At 70.0% G+C, this 15,070-nt stretch carries 15 protein-coding genes; 12 read left to right on the forward strand and 3 right to left on the reverse strand.

What is annotated here, in order from left to right:
- Positions 1-38 precede the first annotated feature (38 nt).
- Both ACTWQO_RS18560 and ACTWQO_RS18565 read left to right on the forward strand, forming a co-directional pair.
- Positions 39-1,541, forward strand: a complete 1,503-nt coding sequence (locus ACTWQO_RS18560) for a metallophosphoesterase family protein (protein WP_443238449.1) — start codon at positions 39-41, stop codon at positions 1,539-1,541.
- A gap of 80 nt (positions 1,542-1,621) precedes the next feature.
- On the forward strand, positions 1,622-2,653 hold the full coding sequence (locus ACTWQO_RS18565; protein ID WP_443238450.1) for an LLM class flavin-dependent oxidoreductase: 1,032 nt from the start codon (positions 1,622-1,624) through the stop codon (positions 2,651-2,653).
- A 2-nt stretch (positions 2,654-2,655) separates the two neighbouring features.
- On the opposite strand, the gene ACTWQO_RS18570 is transcribed toward ACTWQO_RS18565, so the two are convergent.
- Positions 2,656-3,609, reverse strand: coding sequence for a TauD/TfdA dioxygenase family protein (locus ACTWQO_RS18570; protein ID WP_443238451.1), 954 nt, complete (start codon positions 3,607-3,609; stop codon positions 2,656-2,658).
- A gap of 137 nt (positions 3,610-3,746) precedes the next feature.
- Here ACTWQO_RS18570 and ACTWQO_RS18575 point away from each other — a divergent pair, with 137 nt between their 5' ends.
- From ACTWQO_RS18575 to ACTWQO_RS18590, 4 genes are all read left to right on the forward strand, one after another.
- A complete protein-coding gene (locus tag ACTWQO_RS18575) occupies positions 3,747-4,652 on the forward strand; it encodes a helix-turn-helix domain-containing protein (protein ID WP_443238452.1) in 906 nt (301 codons plus the stop codon).
- On the forward strand, positions 4,594-5,385 hold the full coding sequence (locus tag ACTWQO_RS18580; RefSeq protein WP_443238453.1) for a DUF4440 domain-containing protein: 792 nt from the start codon (positions 4,594-4,596) through the stop codon (positions 5,383-5,385). Before ACTWQO_RS18575 ends, ACTWQO_RS18580 begins: the two co-directional genes overlap by 59 nt.
- Positions 5,386-5,536: 151 nt before the next feature.
- A complete protein-coding gene (locus ACTWQO_RS18585; protein WP_443238517.1) occupies positions 5,537-5,893 on the forward strand; it encodes a hypothetical protein in 357 nt (118 codons plus the stop codon).
- Positions 5,894-5,928: 35 nt separating this feature from the next.
- Positions 5,929-6,123, forward strand: a complete 195-nt coding sequence (locus ACTWQO_RS18590; protein ID WP_443238454.1) for a hypothetical protein — start codon at positions 5,929-5,931, stop codon at positions 6,121-6,123.
- Here the strand turns inward: ACTWQO_RS18590 and ACTWQO_RS18595 are convergent.
- Positions 6,113-7,666 (reverse strand): glycoside hydrolase family 32 protein, encoded by a 1,554-nt coding sequence (locus tag ACTWQO_RS18595; RefSeq protein ID WP_443238455.1) that lies wholly within the window; start codon positions 7,664-7,666, stop codon positions 6,113-6,115. The two genes, ACTWQO_RS18590 and ACTWQO_RS18595, sit on opposite strands and share 11 nt — an antisense overlap.
- Positions 7,667-7,826: 160 nt before the next feature.
- Here ACTWQO_RS18595 and ACTWQO_RS18600 point away from each other — a divergent pair, with 160 nt between their 5' ends.
- From ACTWQO_RS18600 to ACTWQO_RS18615, 4 genes are read left to right on the forward strand one after another with little or no spacing between them, the layout of a single operon-like run.
- The gene (locus tag ACTWQO_RS18600) at positions 7,827-9,236 is read left to right on the forward strand and encodes an extracellular solute-binding protein (protein ID WP_443238456.1); all 1,410 of its coding nucleotides are present in this window, start codon (positions 7,827-7,829) and stop codon (positions 9,234-9,236) included.
- Positions 9,233-10,183 carry a carbohydrate ABC transporter permease gene (locus tag ACTWQO_RS18605; protein WP_443238457.1) on the forward strand — a complete coding sequence of 317 codons (951 nt, stop codon included), beginning with the start codon at positions 9,233-9,235 and terminating at the stop codon, positions 10,181-10,183. Before ACTWQO_RS18600 ends, ACTWQO_RS18605 begins: the two co-directional genes overlap by 4 nt.
- A gap of 14 nt (positions 10,184-10,197) precedes the next feature.
- Positions 10,198-11,052: a carbohydrate ABC transporter permease gene (locus ACTWQO_RS18610; RefSeq protein WP_443238458.1), complete on the forward strand. Its 855-nt coding sequence runs from the start codon at positions 10,198-10,200 to the stop codon at positions 11,050-11,052.
- A complete protein-coding gene (locus ACTWQO_RS18615; protein WP_443238459.1) occupies positions 11,049-12,419 on the forward strand; it encodes a glycoside hydrolase family 32 protein in 1,371 nt (456 codons plus the stop codon). Before ACTWQO_RS18610 ends, ACTWQO_RS18615 begins: the two co-directional genes overlap by 4 nt.
- Here ACTWQO_RS18615 and ACTWQO_RS18620 read toward each other — a convergent pair.
- Positions 12,382-13,446, reverse strand: a complete 1,065-nt coding sequence (locus ACTWQO_RS18620; RefSeq protein ID WP_443238518.1) for a LacI family DNA-binding transcriptional regulator — start codon at positions 13,444-13,446, stop codon at positions 12,382-12,384. The two genes, ACTWQO_RS18615 and ACTWQO_RS18620, sit on opposite strands and share 38 nt — an antisense overlap.
- A gap of 141 nt (positions 13,447-13,587) precedes the next feature.
- On the opposite strand from ACTWQO_RS18620, the gene ACTWQO_RS18625 reads away from it, so the two are divergent.
- Positions 13,588-14,418 (forward strand): aldo/keto reductase, encoded by an 831-nt coding sequence (locus ACTWQO_RS18625; RefSeq protein WP_443238460.1) that lies wholly within the window; start codon positions 13,588-13,590, stop codon positions 14,416-14,418.
- A 32-nt stretch (positions 14,419-14,450) separates the two neighbouring features.
- Positions 14,451-15,065 carry a DNA polymerase ligase N-terminal domain-containing protein gene (locus tag ACTWQO_RS18630; protein ID WP_443238461.1) on the forward strand — a complete coding sequence of 205 codons (615 nt, stop codon included), beginning with the start codon at positions 14,451-14,453 and terminating at the stop codon, positions 15,063-15,065.
- Positions 15,066-15,070 lie beyond the last annotated feature (5 nt).

The raw sequence follows: 15,070 nt of genomic DNA on the forward strand, positions 1-15,070 counted from the left end.
GACCTGAACCTCTCCTAGATCATTGCTACGGTTCACCGGTGTCTGACTCTTCACGCGATACCGCCGAAGGCGCCGGCTGGGGCAGCGCCGAACCCGGCCTGTACCGGCGGCTGATGCCGTCCAAGGTCGAGAAGATCTCGTGGCTCGACCCGAGAATGCTGTGGGCCGCCCGCAACGGCGTGCTGGCCTCCTGGTTCGGTGACCCGACGGGCGGGACCCGCAGCCGGTGGGTGGCGCAGCGGGCAGCGGCCGGAGTGCCCGCCGACAAGGTGATCCGGCGCGACGATCCGGACCGGTTCTCGTTCCTGGTGATCGGCGACACGGGCGAGGGCGACGACCCCCAATACGCTGTCGTGCCGGGCCTGTTGAAGGTGGGTCAGGACACGCGGTTCGCCGTCGTCGCCAGCGACGTGATCTATCCGGTGGGCAGCGCCGACGACTACGGCACCAAGTTCTTCCGCCCGTACCAGGACTACCAGGCGCCGATATACGCGATACCCGGCAACCACGACTGGTACGAGGACCTCGCCGCCTTCATGCGCGTCTTCTGCGACGACGCCCCGCCCCTCACGCCCGAGCCACGGCCCCGCCCGTTCAGCCGTGCCCGGCTGCGGTCGCTGCTGTGGCACCGGCCGCGTCCCAAGGACGGCCAACGCCTCGCCGAGGCCAGGAAGTTGCGCTCCTCCCCCGCCCAGCAGGCCGTCCAGCCGGGCCCGTACTGGGCGATCGACACCGGACCGGTGCGGATCATAGGAATCGACACCGGCCTGCTCGGAACCGTCGACGCCGAACAGGGCGCCTGGCTGCGGGAAGTGTCCCAGGGCGCCCGCCCGAAGATCCTCATCACGGGCTCGCCCCTGTACGTGGACGGCAAGCACGAGCCTTGCGCGATCGACGGCGGCGGCACGGTCGACGACATGGTCCGCGATCCGGCGCATCACTACGTCGCGGCGATCGGCGGCGACATCCACAACTACCAGCGCTACCCGGTGCCGGTGGACGGACGCACCATCCAGTACATCGTCGCGGGCGGCGGCGGTGCCTTCATGCACGCGACGCACACCATCCCGCGCGTCGACATCGCGAACGTCACCGAGAAGGAATTCCGCTGCTACCCGCTGCGCGGCGACTCCCTGGCCTTCTACAGCAAGCTGTACGGGCGCCGACTGCGCCTGCGCCGCTTCTTCACCCTCACCGAGGCGGAGGCGACGGCCGTCGTCGCCGAGCGGCTGGAGTTCCGGCCGGGGCGCTCACCGGCGCAGGACGCCCGTATCACCTGGCGCACCCGCCTGGTCGCCGGACTGCTGGGCACCGGGCGTCGACCCGACCGAGCGAAGCGGTTCCGCCTCCCCGTGCGGAAGATCTACACGCAGTTGTTCTCACCGAGCTCGGCGACGTACAGCCCGCCGTTCTTCAAGTGCTTCCTGCGCCTGGACGTCACCCCGGAGTCGGTAAGGCTGCGCTGCTACGCCGCGACCGGCAACCGGGCCCAGGAGACCGACCCACCGGTCGAGGACGAGGTCATGATTCCGCTGGTCTGAGGCCCGCAGGCGGGAACACCGAAGGGCGCGATCCGGTTGTCATCGCGGTACGACCTGATCGACGAACGCTGGAGGAGCCCGTGCCGCCGACCCCACGTCCCCTGCGCAAGCTCGGGTTCCTGACCATCGGGCTCTTCGACGAAGCCGACCCGCGCCGGGGCCACGAGTCGACCTTGGAAATCATCGAGCTGGGCGAGCGGCTCGGCCTCGACAGCGCGTGGGTACGCCACCGCCATCTCCAGTACGGCATCTCCTCCCCCGTCGCCGTCCTGGCCGCCGCCTCGCAGCGCACCCGCCGTATCGAACTCGGCACCGCGGTCATCCCGCTCGGCTGGGAGAACCCGCTGCGGCTGGCCGAGGATCTGGCGACGGTCGACCTGCTGTCCGGTGGCCGTCTCAACCCGGGTGTCAGCGTGGGACCACCGATGCACTACGACCAGGTCAAGGAAGCCCTGTACCCGGACACGGCCGACACGGAGGACTTCAGCTACGAGCGGGTGCGGCGGCTGCTGGACTTCGTGCGCGGCAAAGCGGCCACCGACTTCAGCGGGGTCGAGGGCTTCGAGGTGTTCTCCGACCGCGTCCAGCCGCACTCCCCCGGCCTGGGCCGCCGACTGTGGTACGGCGGCGGCAGCCTCGGCTCGGCGCGGTGGGCTGGCGAACACGGCATGAACTTCCTCACCAGCAGCGTCGTCAAGGCAGAAGGGCCGGATGAGCAAGCGGACTTCGCCGAGATCCAGCTCTCTCACGTGCGCGCGTTCCGCGCCCACCACCCCGACGGCGACGACGCCCGTGTCTCCCAGGGCCTCGTCGTCATCCCCACCGACTCGGCCACGCCCGAACAGCGCGCCAGGTACGAGGAGTACGCGGCCCGGCGCACCCCTCGTACGACATCACCGCAGGGTCCGGCCCGTCTGATGTTCGCGCCCGACATCGTCGGCACCAGCGCGGAGATCGCCGAACGGCTGCACGCACACGCCGCGTTCCGCGAGATCGACGAGGTCGCGTTCGCGCTGCCGTTCGCCTTCGAGCACGAGGACTACGTGCAGATCCTCACGGACATGGCGACGAAGCTGGGCCCGGCACTGGGGTGGCAGCCGAACGCCGGCTGACCTCACCAACGCCCGGGCTGGGTACCGACGATGGGCTCGGACGGCTTGCCGTCCACGCCGACCGGCACATCACCGGCCAGCATCACCCGGTGCATGATCCGCGGGGAATCGAGGTGGACGTTGTCGCTGGGCGCCAGGTGGATGGTGGCCCGGTTGTCCCAGAAGGCGACGCTGCCCGGCTCCCAGCGGAAGCGGACCGTGTACTCGGGCCGGACCGCCTGCTCAAGCAGCATCTCCAGGATCGCCCGGCTCTCGGCGCGGGAGACGTCCGTGATCTGCTCCAGGTAGTAGCCGTTCACGAACAGCACCCGCTCCCCCGTCTCCGGGTGTACACGCACCAGCGGGTGCACCGAGGCGACCTGGTGGTCCAGCAGATGCCGGACATACGCGTCGTCACCCGGCCGGGGCTGATATCCCACGCCCAGGCGGTGCTCGGCCCTGAGCCCGTCCACGAACTCCCGGACCGGGGCGGACAGTCCGGCGTACGCGGCCGCCAGGTTGGACCACGTCGTGTCGCCTCCATAGGGCGGAACCGTCTCGGCGCGCAGGATCGTCGCGGCGGGCGGGTCGACACGGGCGCCGTGGTCGCAGTGCCAGCCGCGCAGCAGGGTGTGCCGCCGGCGCCGCAGCCATTCATCGTGCTCCATGCCGAAGCGTCCGCCCAGTTCCAGGCGGTCGGCGGTCGTCTCGATCTCCGGGACGTCGGGCGGCGAGGCCTTCCCCCGCCGCCCGAGCACGACGAGCTCGCCGAACCGCCGCGCGAACGCCACATGCCCGGTGTGATCCAGTTCCTGTCCGCGGAAGAACACCACCTTCCAGCGCAGTACGGCCGCCCTGATCGCGGCCACTTGGGCGTCGTCCAAGTACCCGGCCAGGTCGACACCTGTGATCTCGGCTCCGATATGACCCGCGACCGGGTTCACCTCGATACCCGCCGTGGTCCTGTCCGTCGTCATACGCGCTCCGGTGATCGCCGCCATCCGCTACGCATCAGAGGGTGACAGCCGATCCCCGGAGTGGCCACCACAGCGCCTGACGCGCCTCCGGCGAAGCTCGCCTCGTATGCCTTCGGGAGGGCTCGTATGCTTTTGGGATGGCGGAGCCGTATGAGGAGTGGGTGGCCGTCGCACCGGTGCCGCCGCTGCGGCCGTTCATCGAGCGCTACTGCGGCTACCGGCTGACGGGGTTCGAGCCGGCATTGCACCGGGGGTTGCCGTCGAGGCACATGACGTTCGTGGTCAGCATCGGCGACGACATCGACGTGGTGGCTCAGACGGATCCGGCGCAGTCTCCGCGGCGCTACGGCTGCGTGCTGAGCGGCCTCCAGGCTTCGGCGGCGCTGATCTCTCATGGCGGCAACCAGGAAGGAGTGGCGGTCGAGCTCACTCCCCTGGGAAGCCGGGCACTGTTCGGCATGCCTGCGGGCGAGCTGTGGAACGTCTCGGTCGAGCTCGCCGATGTGGTCGGGGCCGTCGGCCGTGAGCTGTGGGAACGACTCCAGGACACCGCCGGATGGGAGGACCGGTTCTCCGTCTGCGACGCTGTCCTCGGCCGCTTGGCCGGTGACGGCGGGCCGGTGCCGGAGCTGCGCTTCGCGTGGGAAGCGGTGGTCGCCTCCGGCGGCGAGGTGTCGGTCCGTGACCTGGCCGACGAGACCGGGTGGAGCCGCCAGCACCTCGCCCGCCGGTTCCGCGGCGAGTTCGGTCTGACGCCGAAACTCGCCGCTCGGGTGGTGCGGTTCGAGCGAGCCCGGCAGATGCTGGGGCTTTCGCCGCCCTTCATGTCGATCGCCCAGGTGGCGGCGGTGTGCGGGTACTACGACCAGGCACATCTGAACCGGGACTTCGCCGCGCTTGCCGGGTGCACGCCGACCGAACTGCTCGCAGGAGATGTTCCATCCGTCCAAGACCGCCGCGGTGGCCCCGGGTCATCGTTGCCGCATGACCACAACCACAGCCACCACCACAACCGCCGTCTGGCCGTGCCTCACCTACCGTGACGCTCGCGGCGCGATCGCCTTCCTGACCGGCGCCTTCGGCTTCCGCGAGACCGCGGTCCATGCCCGAGAGGACGACCCGTCCATCGTGGAGCACGCCGAGCTGCGCCGACCGCACGGCGGTGGCGTGATGCTGGGCACCACCGCCAAGGACGAGTCGGCCTGGGGGCGACGCACGCCGGGCAACGACGCGGTGTACGTCGTGTGCGACGACCCCGAAACGCTCTTTGAGCGCGCCGTCGCCGCCGGCGCCGAGATCGTTCGTGGCCTCCGCGACGAGGACTACGGCTCACGCGGCTTCACGGTCCGCGACACCGAGGGCAACCTGTGGAGCTTCGGCACCTACCGGGGCGAGGGCGCGGAGCCGAAGGCCGATCGCGAGACCTTCGCTGCCCTGCTCGACGAGTGGGCCGCCGCCATCGTCGCCAACGACGCCGAGGCGATCGGGCGCTTCGCCACCCCGGACTGGGTGCTCGTCGCCAACAACGGCATCACTCCGGGCTCGACGTTCCTCGAACTGGTCGCCGCCGGCGACCTGACCCACGACACCATGAACCTCAAGGTCGAGCGCGTGGTGCCGGTGTCCGACACGACGGCGCTGGTGACGACCCGTGGCACCAACAGCGGCGCTTTCCGGGGCGAGCCGTTCACCGCGGACGAGTGGGCCACCAACGTGTTCGTGTGGGACGGCGAACGGTGGCGGTGCTCGCTGACCCAGCTGACGTCGGTCGGGTGACCCGCCCCGGCATCACCTTCGCGACCACCGGCCCACTATTACCCCTAATCGGGATATCGCGGCCCGCGTGTAACGCAGCCGCACCGGCATGGCGCAGACATACGGGAGAGCGTTTCTCCTGTCGAACGCAATGCGCCAGATTGGATTTCTTGTGAGCAGCACGGACCCGGTACCCGGATACCAGACGTATGACCAACACCGAAGCGGCTCGCCCCGCTCCGCCCACAGCCAAGCGGCCGCCCGGCGGGGAGCCCTGGCTGTCTGCACGATCGTCGACCTCGCCGCCGGTTTCCTGGTCCTTTGGGTTCTGCTGTATCTGCTCGACGCCAACCAGGCCAATGTCTTCGTCGAATTCGTGCGCGGAACTGCCGACTTGCTGGCCTGGTGGTCACAGGACATTTTCACCATGGACACAGAAGGTCTGCGAACTGTCCTCAATTATGGACTGCCGGCCGTGATGTATTTGCTGATCGGTCACGGAATCGCCGCTCGGCTGAACCGCATATGAGCCAGTCCGACCCGGCCACGGAAAGGACCGGCACGGTGACACGTGACCGACGGCAAGACGATCAGCTCCCCATCTACGAGGGCCTGGTACGCGAATGCGGCGACGTGCTGGCGGAGGCCCGCCAGGCGTCCCAGCAGGTGGTGCACCAGGCGGCGGCGCTGCTCGGGTCGAGAGGGTCGGGAGCGGCCCGGCCCGAGCAGCGGAGACAGCGACAGGACTTCACCGCCTGACCGCGAACTCCCGTACCACCGTGTTCCGGAACACCGCGCTGCCGTCGATCGTGAACAGCGCCAGCCCGGTGTCGACCAGGTACGGGAACGCCTCGCTGGAGTGCACGTACCGGCCGTCGTCGATGAACATCTCCACGGATGTGCGGTCGACGAGGACGCGCAGCCGGACCGTGCGCGCGGACGGATCGAAGGGGCTCTTGCTCTCCTGCCAGTTGCCGGAGGCGTCGGGGTTCACCGTGTTCCGGCGGTTGACGAAGGCGTAGTCGCGGTAGATCCCGGCGTCGATGTGGCGTCCGCCGTCCGAGGAGCGGCGCAACTGGAGCCCTGCGCCGGTGAGTTGATCCCAGGTGATCTCGGTGGTCAGCTCGTACGCCGTGCCGGTGTAGTCGAGCAGACGGGTGCCGGCGACTTCGAGGTCACCGAGGTTCACCGTGCGCGCGACGTGGTCGTCCAGGGCGGCGACCGGTCGGGAGGCGAGATAGTACGTGCCGGGGGCGTCACGCTTCAGCGTCACCTCGCGGACGATCGAGTCCGTGCCGTTGAAGCCGTCGCAGTCGATCGTGGGCGTGGTGCCCGCGTAGTCCCAGTGGTTCAGCCAGCCGATGGCGTACCGGGCGGCCGGGTCGAGGCTGCCGGTCGCGTTCCGCTTCTCGAAGGTGACGGCGCCGTACCAGTCCCAGCCGTGGTCGAGCCACTGCGGGTCGGCGCCGTCGGGGGTGAACACGCTCCCGTCGAAGGTGCCCGTCCAGTAGGCGTACGTGCTCGGCAGCCCGGAGCCCTTACCGTTGGCGCTCACGCCCAGCACCCACTTCCAGGTGCCGTCCGCCGCCCGGATGCGGAACAGGTCGGGGCACTCCAGGACCCCGATGCCGTCCTTGATGAAGCCGCTGACGTACGTCCATGACTTCAGGTCGGCGGAGTGGTAGAAGCCCACCTTGTTGCCCTCGGCGAGCGTCATCACCCACCGGCCGCGCTCCTCGTCGCGGATCACCTTGGGGTCGCGGAAGTCCCGTACACCGGGGTTGGGCAGGACGGGGTCGGTGCCGTGGTTTGTGAACGTACGGCCGCCGTCCGTCGAGTAGTGCAGGTACTGCGCCTGAGTGACATCGTCGGGCGCCATGGTGGCGATGACGATCACCGCCCCGGCGCCGAAGCCCGCCGTGTTGTCCGAGTCCACCACCGCCGAGCCCGACCAGACGTCGCCGTTGGGCGTGGCGTCCTTCGGCACGGCGATCCCGCGGTCGGTGAAGGCGACCAGGTCGCTGCTGGTGGCCAGGCGCCAGGCGGTGCCCGCCGCGGTGCCGCCCGTCAGGTAGTCCGGGTTGTACAGGTAGTAGTAGTGGTACTCCCCGTCGATCCAGATCGGCCGCTGCGGATCGTTCTTCCACTGGTCGGGGACCGTGAAGTGGTACTCGGCGCGGTAACTGGCACAGGTGGCCGCGGCTTTGGGCTTCGCGGCGGCCGTGTGCGCGGCCGGCAGCAGCACGGCCGAGGCGCCCGCGGCCGAACCCGCGAGCAGCGCTCTCCTGGACATCATGCGCATCACACATCGTTCCCTTCGTCGGGACGGCGGCTCATGTGATGCAGGACTGTGCGACCTAACTCGTTAAAGGTCAAGTGGTTCACGGGTATTGACAAGCCTGTAACGCGCTTCACATCATCTGGGGCATCAACCCTGATCTAACACGAGTTAGGCCCGTTGGATGACCGACTCGCACGTCACTCGCCGCACACTGCTGCGGTACGGCGCCTATGGCGCGGGGGCCGCCGCGCTCGCCGGTACCGCCGCGAGCTGGGACCGGCTCACCGGAGCCGACATTCCCGGCCGGGACGACGGTTCCCTCGTCGTCGCCACCCTCGGCCCCGCCTACGGCCCGGAGGCCATACGCACGCTCACCGAGGGCTTCAAGAAGGTCCACCCCGACATCAAGCTGCGCATCAACGCGGTGCAGGCCGTCGACTGGTCGGACTTCTTCGCGAAGATCCTCACCCAGATCGCCGCGGGCACCGCCCCGGACCTCGTGTATGTCGCCACCGAGGGCGTCCAGTTGTTCGCGCAGCGCCTCGGGGTCGCACTGGACCGCTGGGTGAAGCGGGACGCGGCTGAGCTGCGCGAGTACTTCGCCGACGTCCACCCCTCGCTGGTGGAGTCGATGATGTACGAGGGGAGCCTCTACCAGCTGCCGGTCGAGTTCAACGCGGCCGACATGTACTTCAACACGCAGGTGCTGAAGCGGGCGGGCGCTCAGCTGCCGCCCGCCGACTGGACCCGCGACGACTTCACCACGCTGCTGCGGGACATGAAGAAGTCGAGCGGCTCCCAGTTCACGCCGTACTTCTGGACCAACCGGCTGTGGGGCGGTGTCGTGCCCTGGCTGTTCGCGAACGACACGAACCTGCTCGCCGAGTCCAAGGCACCCGGCGGCGCCTGGCTGTGGGACTCCTTCTACCCGGCCGCCCAGCGGCAGGGGCGCGGGGGCGGTTTCCGCTGGACGACGCCGCAGGCCACCCATGACCGGGTGGAGGAGGCCTACGACTATCTCGCCTCCCTCATCCAGGAAGACCTGTGCAGCCGGCCCGAGGGCGGCAACGGCCAGAACCTCATCGGCGTGTTCTCCACCGGCCGGGTCGGCGTCACCCCCGCGGGCGGCTTCTGGGCGGGCGGCCTGCATCTGGCGGGCATGCGGCGCGACGGCTTCGACGTGCAGTACTTCCCGCGCTGGCGCACCCAGCGCATGCAGTACGGCGCCGCCGGCTACGCGCTGCTGCGCACCTCGAAGAAGCAGGACGAGGCGTGGGAGTTCATCAAGTTCGCCGCCCGCAGGGACACCCTGATGCGGCTGTTCGAGACGAACCAGACGACCCCGGCCCGCCGTTCGATGCTGACGGCCGACCGCTACCGGGAGTCCGGCCCGAGCCAGTGGCAGGTCTTCTACGACACCCTCGACCAGTTCCCCGACACCGGGCCGATCCCCGCGCCGCCGCAGGTCGCCGAGGTCGAGCAGGTGCTGCTCAAGCACACCGGAACCGCCCTCGCCTCGCCGCGCTCGGTGCGTGGCGCGCTGCGCCGGATGCAGGGCGACCTGGAGAAGGCCATGGAGCGTGACGTATGACGAACACCCAGGTTCCGCCGGTACGTTCGCGTCCCGCGGCCGCGCCGCCCGTCGCACCGCGTCCCTCCGCCCGCGAGCGCGGCACCCGGCTGCTCGCGGCGCTGTTCCTGGCGCCCACGATCGTCGGCATCGTGGTCTTCACGGTCGTCCCGATCGTCGGCTCGGTGGTGCTGAGCCTCTTCCACTGGAACGTGATCGACTCACCCAGCTTCGCCGGAGCCGCCAACTACCGTGAGGTGTTCGGCGATTCGACCGTGCTGGTGTCCTTCCGCAACACACTCGTGTTCATGGTGTTCGCCGTCGCGCTGCAGCTGCTGATCGCCCTGGTGCTGGCGCTGGCGGTGAACGGGCGGATGCCGGTGTGGCTGCGATCGGTGTTCCGCTCGGCGTTCTTCTTCCCGCTGGTGCTGTCCGCCGCGTCGATCTCAGTGGTGATGAAGTACCTGTTCAACCAGGACTTCGGCCTCGTCAACTGGCTGCTCGGCGAGGTCGGGATCGCCCCGGTGCCCTGGCTGACGTCGGAGAACGCGGCGATGGCGACCGTCGTCCTGGTCTACGTCTGGCAGCAGTTCGGCTTCTCCTTCCTGCTCTTCGTCGGCGGACTCAACAACATCCCCAAGGAGATCCACGAGGCCGCCGCCCTCGACGGCGCGACCGGGCTCCGCAAGCACCTGCACGTCACGCTGCCGCTGCTGTCGCCCACGCTGCTGGTGGCCTCGGTGGTCGGCATCATCAACGCGCTCCAGGTCTTCGAGCAGCCGTACGTCCTCACCAACGGCGGGCCCGGCGACTCCACCCGCACCGTCGTGATGGTGATCTACGAGAGCGCCTTCGAGCAGCTCCGCTTCGGCGAGGCGTCCGCGGTGGGCGTGCTGCTGTTCGTGCTGATCATGGCGGTGACCGCCGTCCAGTTCCGGCTCAGCCGGCGTTTCGTCCACTACGAGTGAGCCGGGTGAGTCCCTTGAGCCAAGCAACCCTGTCCCTGAGCCGTGCGCGGTACTCGCTCGCGCCCTGGGCGCGGATCGCCGGCCTGACGGTGTGCGCCCTGCTGACCCTCGGCCCGGTCATCTGGACCGTCTCCACCTCGCTGCGCACCCCGGCGGAGTCCTTCGACCTGCCGCCGCAGATCATCCCGACCAGCCCCAGCACCGAGGCCTACAGCGGAGTCTTCGACCAGATCGACGTCTGGCTGCTCGCCCTCAACTCGACGCTGGTCACCGCGCTGATCGCCGTCGGCCAGATGATCACGGCGGGGCTGGCCGGATACGCCTTCGCCCGCCTCGAATTCCGGTTCAAGAAGCCGCTGTTCGGCCTGGTCCTGGCGACCATGATGGTGCCGTTGCAGGTCACCATCGTGCCGGTGTTCCTGGTACTCAAGCAGCTGAGCCTCACCGACACCCTGCTCGGCCTGATCATCCCGGCCTTCCCGACCGCCTTCGGCACCTTCCTGATGCGCCAGTACTTCCTCGGCATGCCGAAGGACCTCGGCGAGGCGGCGATGCTGGACGGCGCCGGTCCCTGGCGGATCTTCCGGTCCGTCTACGCCCCGCTGGCCGCGCCCGGACTCGCGATCGTCGGTGTGCTCGCCTTCAACTACCACTGGAACGAATTCTTCCGACCGCTGATCCTCGAGACGTCCGGCCAGAACTACACGCTCCCGCTGGGCCTGGTCTCCCTCCAGGGCAATCTCGGCACCGGCTCCATCTCGGTCGTACTCGCCGGAGTCGTCCTCTCCATGCTCCCCGCCGTCGCCGTGTTCATCATCGGCCAGCGCCCTCTCCGCGAGGGCATCACCTCCGCAGGAGTCAACCGTTGAGCCTCGCCGCTCCACCCCAGGACCCCAACGCCCCCCGCTTCCGGGTCCGTCCGCCCGCCAACTGGATCAACGACCCCAATGGGCCCTTCCGTTGGCGCGGCCGTTACCACCTGTTCTACCAGCACAACCCCGAGGCTCCGGTCCACGCGAACGTCCACTGGGGCCATGTCTCCAGCCCCGACCTGGCGCACTGGGAGCACCACCCCCTGGCGCTCACCCCGACCCCCGGCGGCCCGGACGAGGCGGGCTGCTGGTCCGGGTGCGTGGTGGACGACGACGGCGTACCAACAGCCGTGTACACGGGCGTTGGCCGCCACCACACCGGCCTCGGCACGATCTGCCTGGCACGGGCGCTGGTCCCGGAGGACGAGACGCTCACCGACTGGAAGCCGCTGCCCACCCCCGTCGTGAGCGGCCCGCCCGCCGGTCTGGACGTGGTGATGTTCCGCGACCCGTTCGTCTTCCGGCACCAAGGCCGCCGCTGGGCCCTGGTCGGCGCGGGTCACGGGGACGGCACCCCGTCGGTGCTGCTGTACGACTGCGACGACCTGACCGACTGGCGGTTCGCCGGAGTGCTCCTGGACGGCAACGACCCGGTGGCGGCCGACGCGTTCGGCGACCGGGCGACGGGCTGGGAGTGCCCGCAGCTGTTCGCGACCGAGGCCGGGGAGTGGGTGCTGGTGGTGTCGCTGTGGGACGGGAACCCGCGCACCACCGGCTACCTGACGGGGCGTCTGGAGACCGGCGGCGAACGGGGATTGAGCTTCCGGCCGTACACCGGAGGCCCCCTCGACCACGGTCGCGCCTTCTATGCTCCCGCCGTGCTCCAGGAATCGGACCGGGCGTTGATGTGGGGCTGGTCCTGGGAGTCCCGTGCGCAGGTCGAGGTGGACCGCGCCGGCTGGGCCGGTGTCCTGACCGCGCCCCGCGTCGTCGACGTACACCCCGACGGATCGCTGCGTGTCGTGCCGGCCCCGGAACTCGAACTGCTGCGTGCGGCGGAGCCGTTCGTCACCGCGCCGGGCCGGGTACCGCTGCCACAGTCGTACGACGTGACGGTCACCGCCGTCGGCCGGACGACCCTGAGTCTGCCGCGCTCGACCGTGCGCCTGGACCCGGACGAGGGCACCGTGGTGTTCGACTCCGGGGAGGAGGGTTCCGCGCCGATCGTGGTGCGGGTGCCGGGCGGGGAGCGGCTGGAGGTGCGCATCCTTGTGGACGGTTCGCTGCTGGAGCTGTTCGCCGGTGACCGGGCCATGGTCACCGAGCGGGTCTACCGGCGCCCGGACCAGGTGCCCGAGCTGGTCGTGACGGGGTGGGGGGCCTCCGTCACCGGGTGGGAGCTGGTCCCACCGACGCACGACTGATCACCGGGCAGGCCAGCCGCCGCACGGTCGCGGGCGGGGTGCGGCCCGTGTCGATGGCGTCGAGCAGCAGCCGCGTGGCGGCCTCGCCCATCGCCCGGTGCGGCAGCGCGACCGAGGTGAGGGGCGGGGTCAGGAAGGCGGCCATGTGCTCCTGGTCGTCGTAGCCCACGATCGACAGCTCGTCGGGGACGGTGATCCCGAGCCGGGTCGCGGCGTGCAGGACGCCCGCCGCGACGCGGTCGTTGTAGCAGAAGACCCCGGTGGGCCGCCGTGCGGCGGGGGCGTCGGCGAGCAGCTGCTCGGCGCCGCGGTAGCCGCCGGAGATCTCGCCTCCGGTCCGTACGACCCACTCCTTGGGGACGGTGATCCCCTCCGCCCGCAGCGCGTCCCGGAAGCCGCGCAGCCGCTCCACCGACGCGATGTCGTCCTGCCCTCCCACCAGGGCGACCCTGCGGTGGCCCTGCTCAAGGAGCAGCCTCGCCGCCGTACGGCCGCCGGCCCGCTCGGCGGGGATGACGGAGGGCAGCGAGTCGTCCTCGGGCAGACAGTTGGCGAGCACCGAGTGGGTGCGGTGCAGGCCCTCGGGGACACGGACACGGCGCAGGGACATGGCCGCGTAGATGATGCCGTCCACCCGCCGGTCGAGGAGTTCGGCGACGGCCGCGTCCTCCTTGGCCGGGTCGCCGCCGGAGTCGACGGTCAGCACCAGGTGCTCACTGCTCCAGGCCGTGTCCATGGCGCCCCGCAGCAGCCGGCCCGCGAACGGCGACGAGGCGATCTCGTCGGTGACCAGCCCGATCACGGCCGTACGACTGCGGCGCAGTCCGCGTGCGACAGGGTCGGGCCGGTAGCCGAGCTGGGCGGCGGCCTGCCGGATGCGTTCCTGGGTGGCGGGCGAGAGGTTGCCCTGGGCGCGGCCGTTGAACACGAAGGAGACAGCGGTGTGCGAGACGCCCGCCAGCCGGGCCACGTCCCGTGACGTGGGACGCGCGGTGCCGTTCGTCTGCCTGTCCTCGGCGCTGCCCATGCCGTCCGCCGCCCTCATCCCCCACCCGTCCGGTTGATCACTCCTCAGCCTATCCGGCACCCGGAGGCCTCGGCCCTGCCCGCCCCGGCGCGAAATCGCATACTGGCTGGACGACGACACAGTCAACGGGAAGGTCCGACCGTGCTCAGCATCCCGGCACACACGCTCAACGACGGTACGCAGATCCCCGCCATCGGCCTGGGCACCTGGCCGATGAATGACACACAGGCCGAGCAGGCGGTCGGCGCCGCGCTGGAGATGGGCTACCGGCTCGTCGACACGGCGACGAACTACCGCAACGAGACCGGAGTCGGCCGGGGCGTCGCGAGCAGCGGCGTACCCCGTGAGGACGTCGTGGTGACCACGAAGCTCCCGGGACGGCACCACGGCTACGAGGAGACCCTCGCCTCCTTCGAGGAATCCCGCGGCCGGCTCGGCCTGGACTACGTCGACCTGTATCTCATCCACTGGCCGCTCCCCCGCGTCGACAAGTACGTCGACTCCTGGAAGGCCATGATCAAGCTCCGCGAGGACGGCCTCGTACGGTCGATCGGGGTCTCCAACTTCACGGCCGAGCACATCGAACGGCTGGAGAAGGAGACCGGGGTCCTGCCGTCCGTGAACCAGATCGAGCTGCACCCGCTGTTCCCGCAGGAGGACCTCAGGGCCTTCCACGCCGGCAAGGGCATCGTCACCGAGAGCTGGAGCCCGCTGGGCCGTGGCTCCGACCTGCTGGACGATCCCGTCGTCACCGGCATCGCCGAGGCGCACGGGGTGAAGCCGGGCCAGGTCGTGCTGCGCTGGCACACGCAGCTGGGCGCGCTGCCCATCCCGAAATCGGCCAGCCCCGAGCGGCAGCGCGAGAACCTCGACGTCTTCGGCTTCGAACTCGATGACGCACAGCTGGAGGCGCTCGCCGACCGCGCGCACCGGCGCCTGGGCGGGGACCCCGAGGTGCACGAGGAGTTCTGAGTCAGCACCTCGAGGAGGGGTACCCGGGGCTCATGGGACAGCACGAGCGGCTGCGGGACTACCGCGGCAAGCGCCGTTTCGACCGGACCCGTGAGCCCGAGGGCCGCCAGGCGCCCTCCGGTGAGGAGTCCCGGTTCGTCGTACAGATCCATGATGCGAGCACCCTGCATTTCGACTTCCGGTTGCAGGTCGACGACGTACTGAAGTCGTGGGCGGTGCCGAAGGGGCCGTCGGCGGATCCCCAGGACAAGCGGCTGGCCATGCCCACGGAGGACCACCCCCTGGAGTACGAGGAGTTCGAGGGCGTCATCCAGGAGGGCGAGTACGGCGGCGGGACCGTGATCGTGTGGGACCACGGCACCTATGAGCCCCTCAGCCACGACCGCAAGGGCCGGCCCGTCGACTTCGAGGAGTCGCTGGCGCACGGCCACGCCACGTTCCGCCTCAACGGCTCGAAGCTGCACGGCGAGTACGCGCTCACCCGGTTCCGCGGCGGCAAGGGCGACGGCGAGGGCGAAGCCTGGCTCCTGGTGAAGGCGTCCGGCGGGCGGGCCCGCGGGCACGGCACCCCGGATCCCCGGCGGGCCCGCTCGGCACGCACCGGCCGTACCCTCGCCCAGGTCGCCGCGGACGACCGTGAGGAGTGAACGGA

Origin of the sequence: Streptomyces sp. 4N124 (assembly GCF_052245395.1) — a bacterium.
GTDB lineage: Bacteria > Actinomycetota > Actinomycetes > Streptomycetales > Streptomycetaceae > Streptomyces.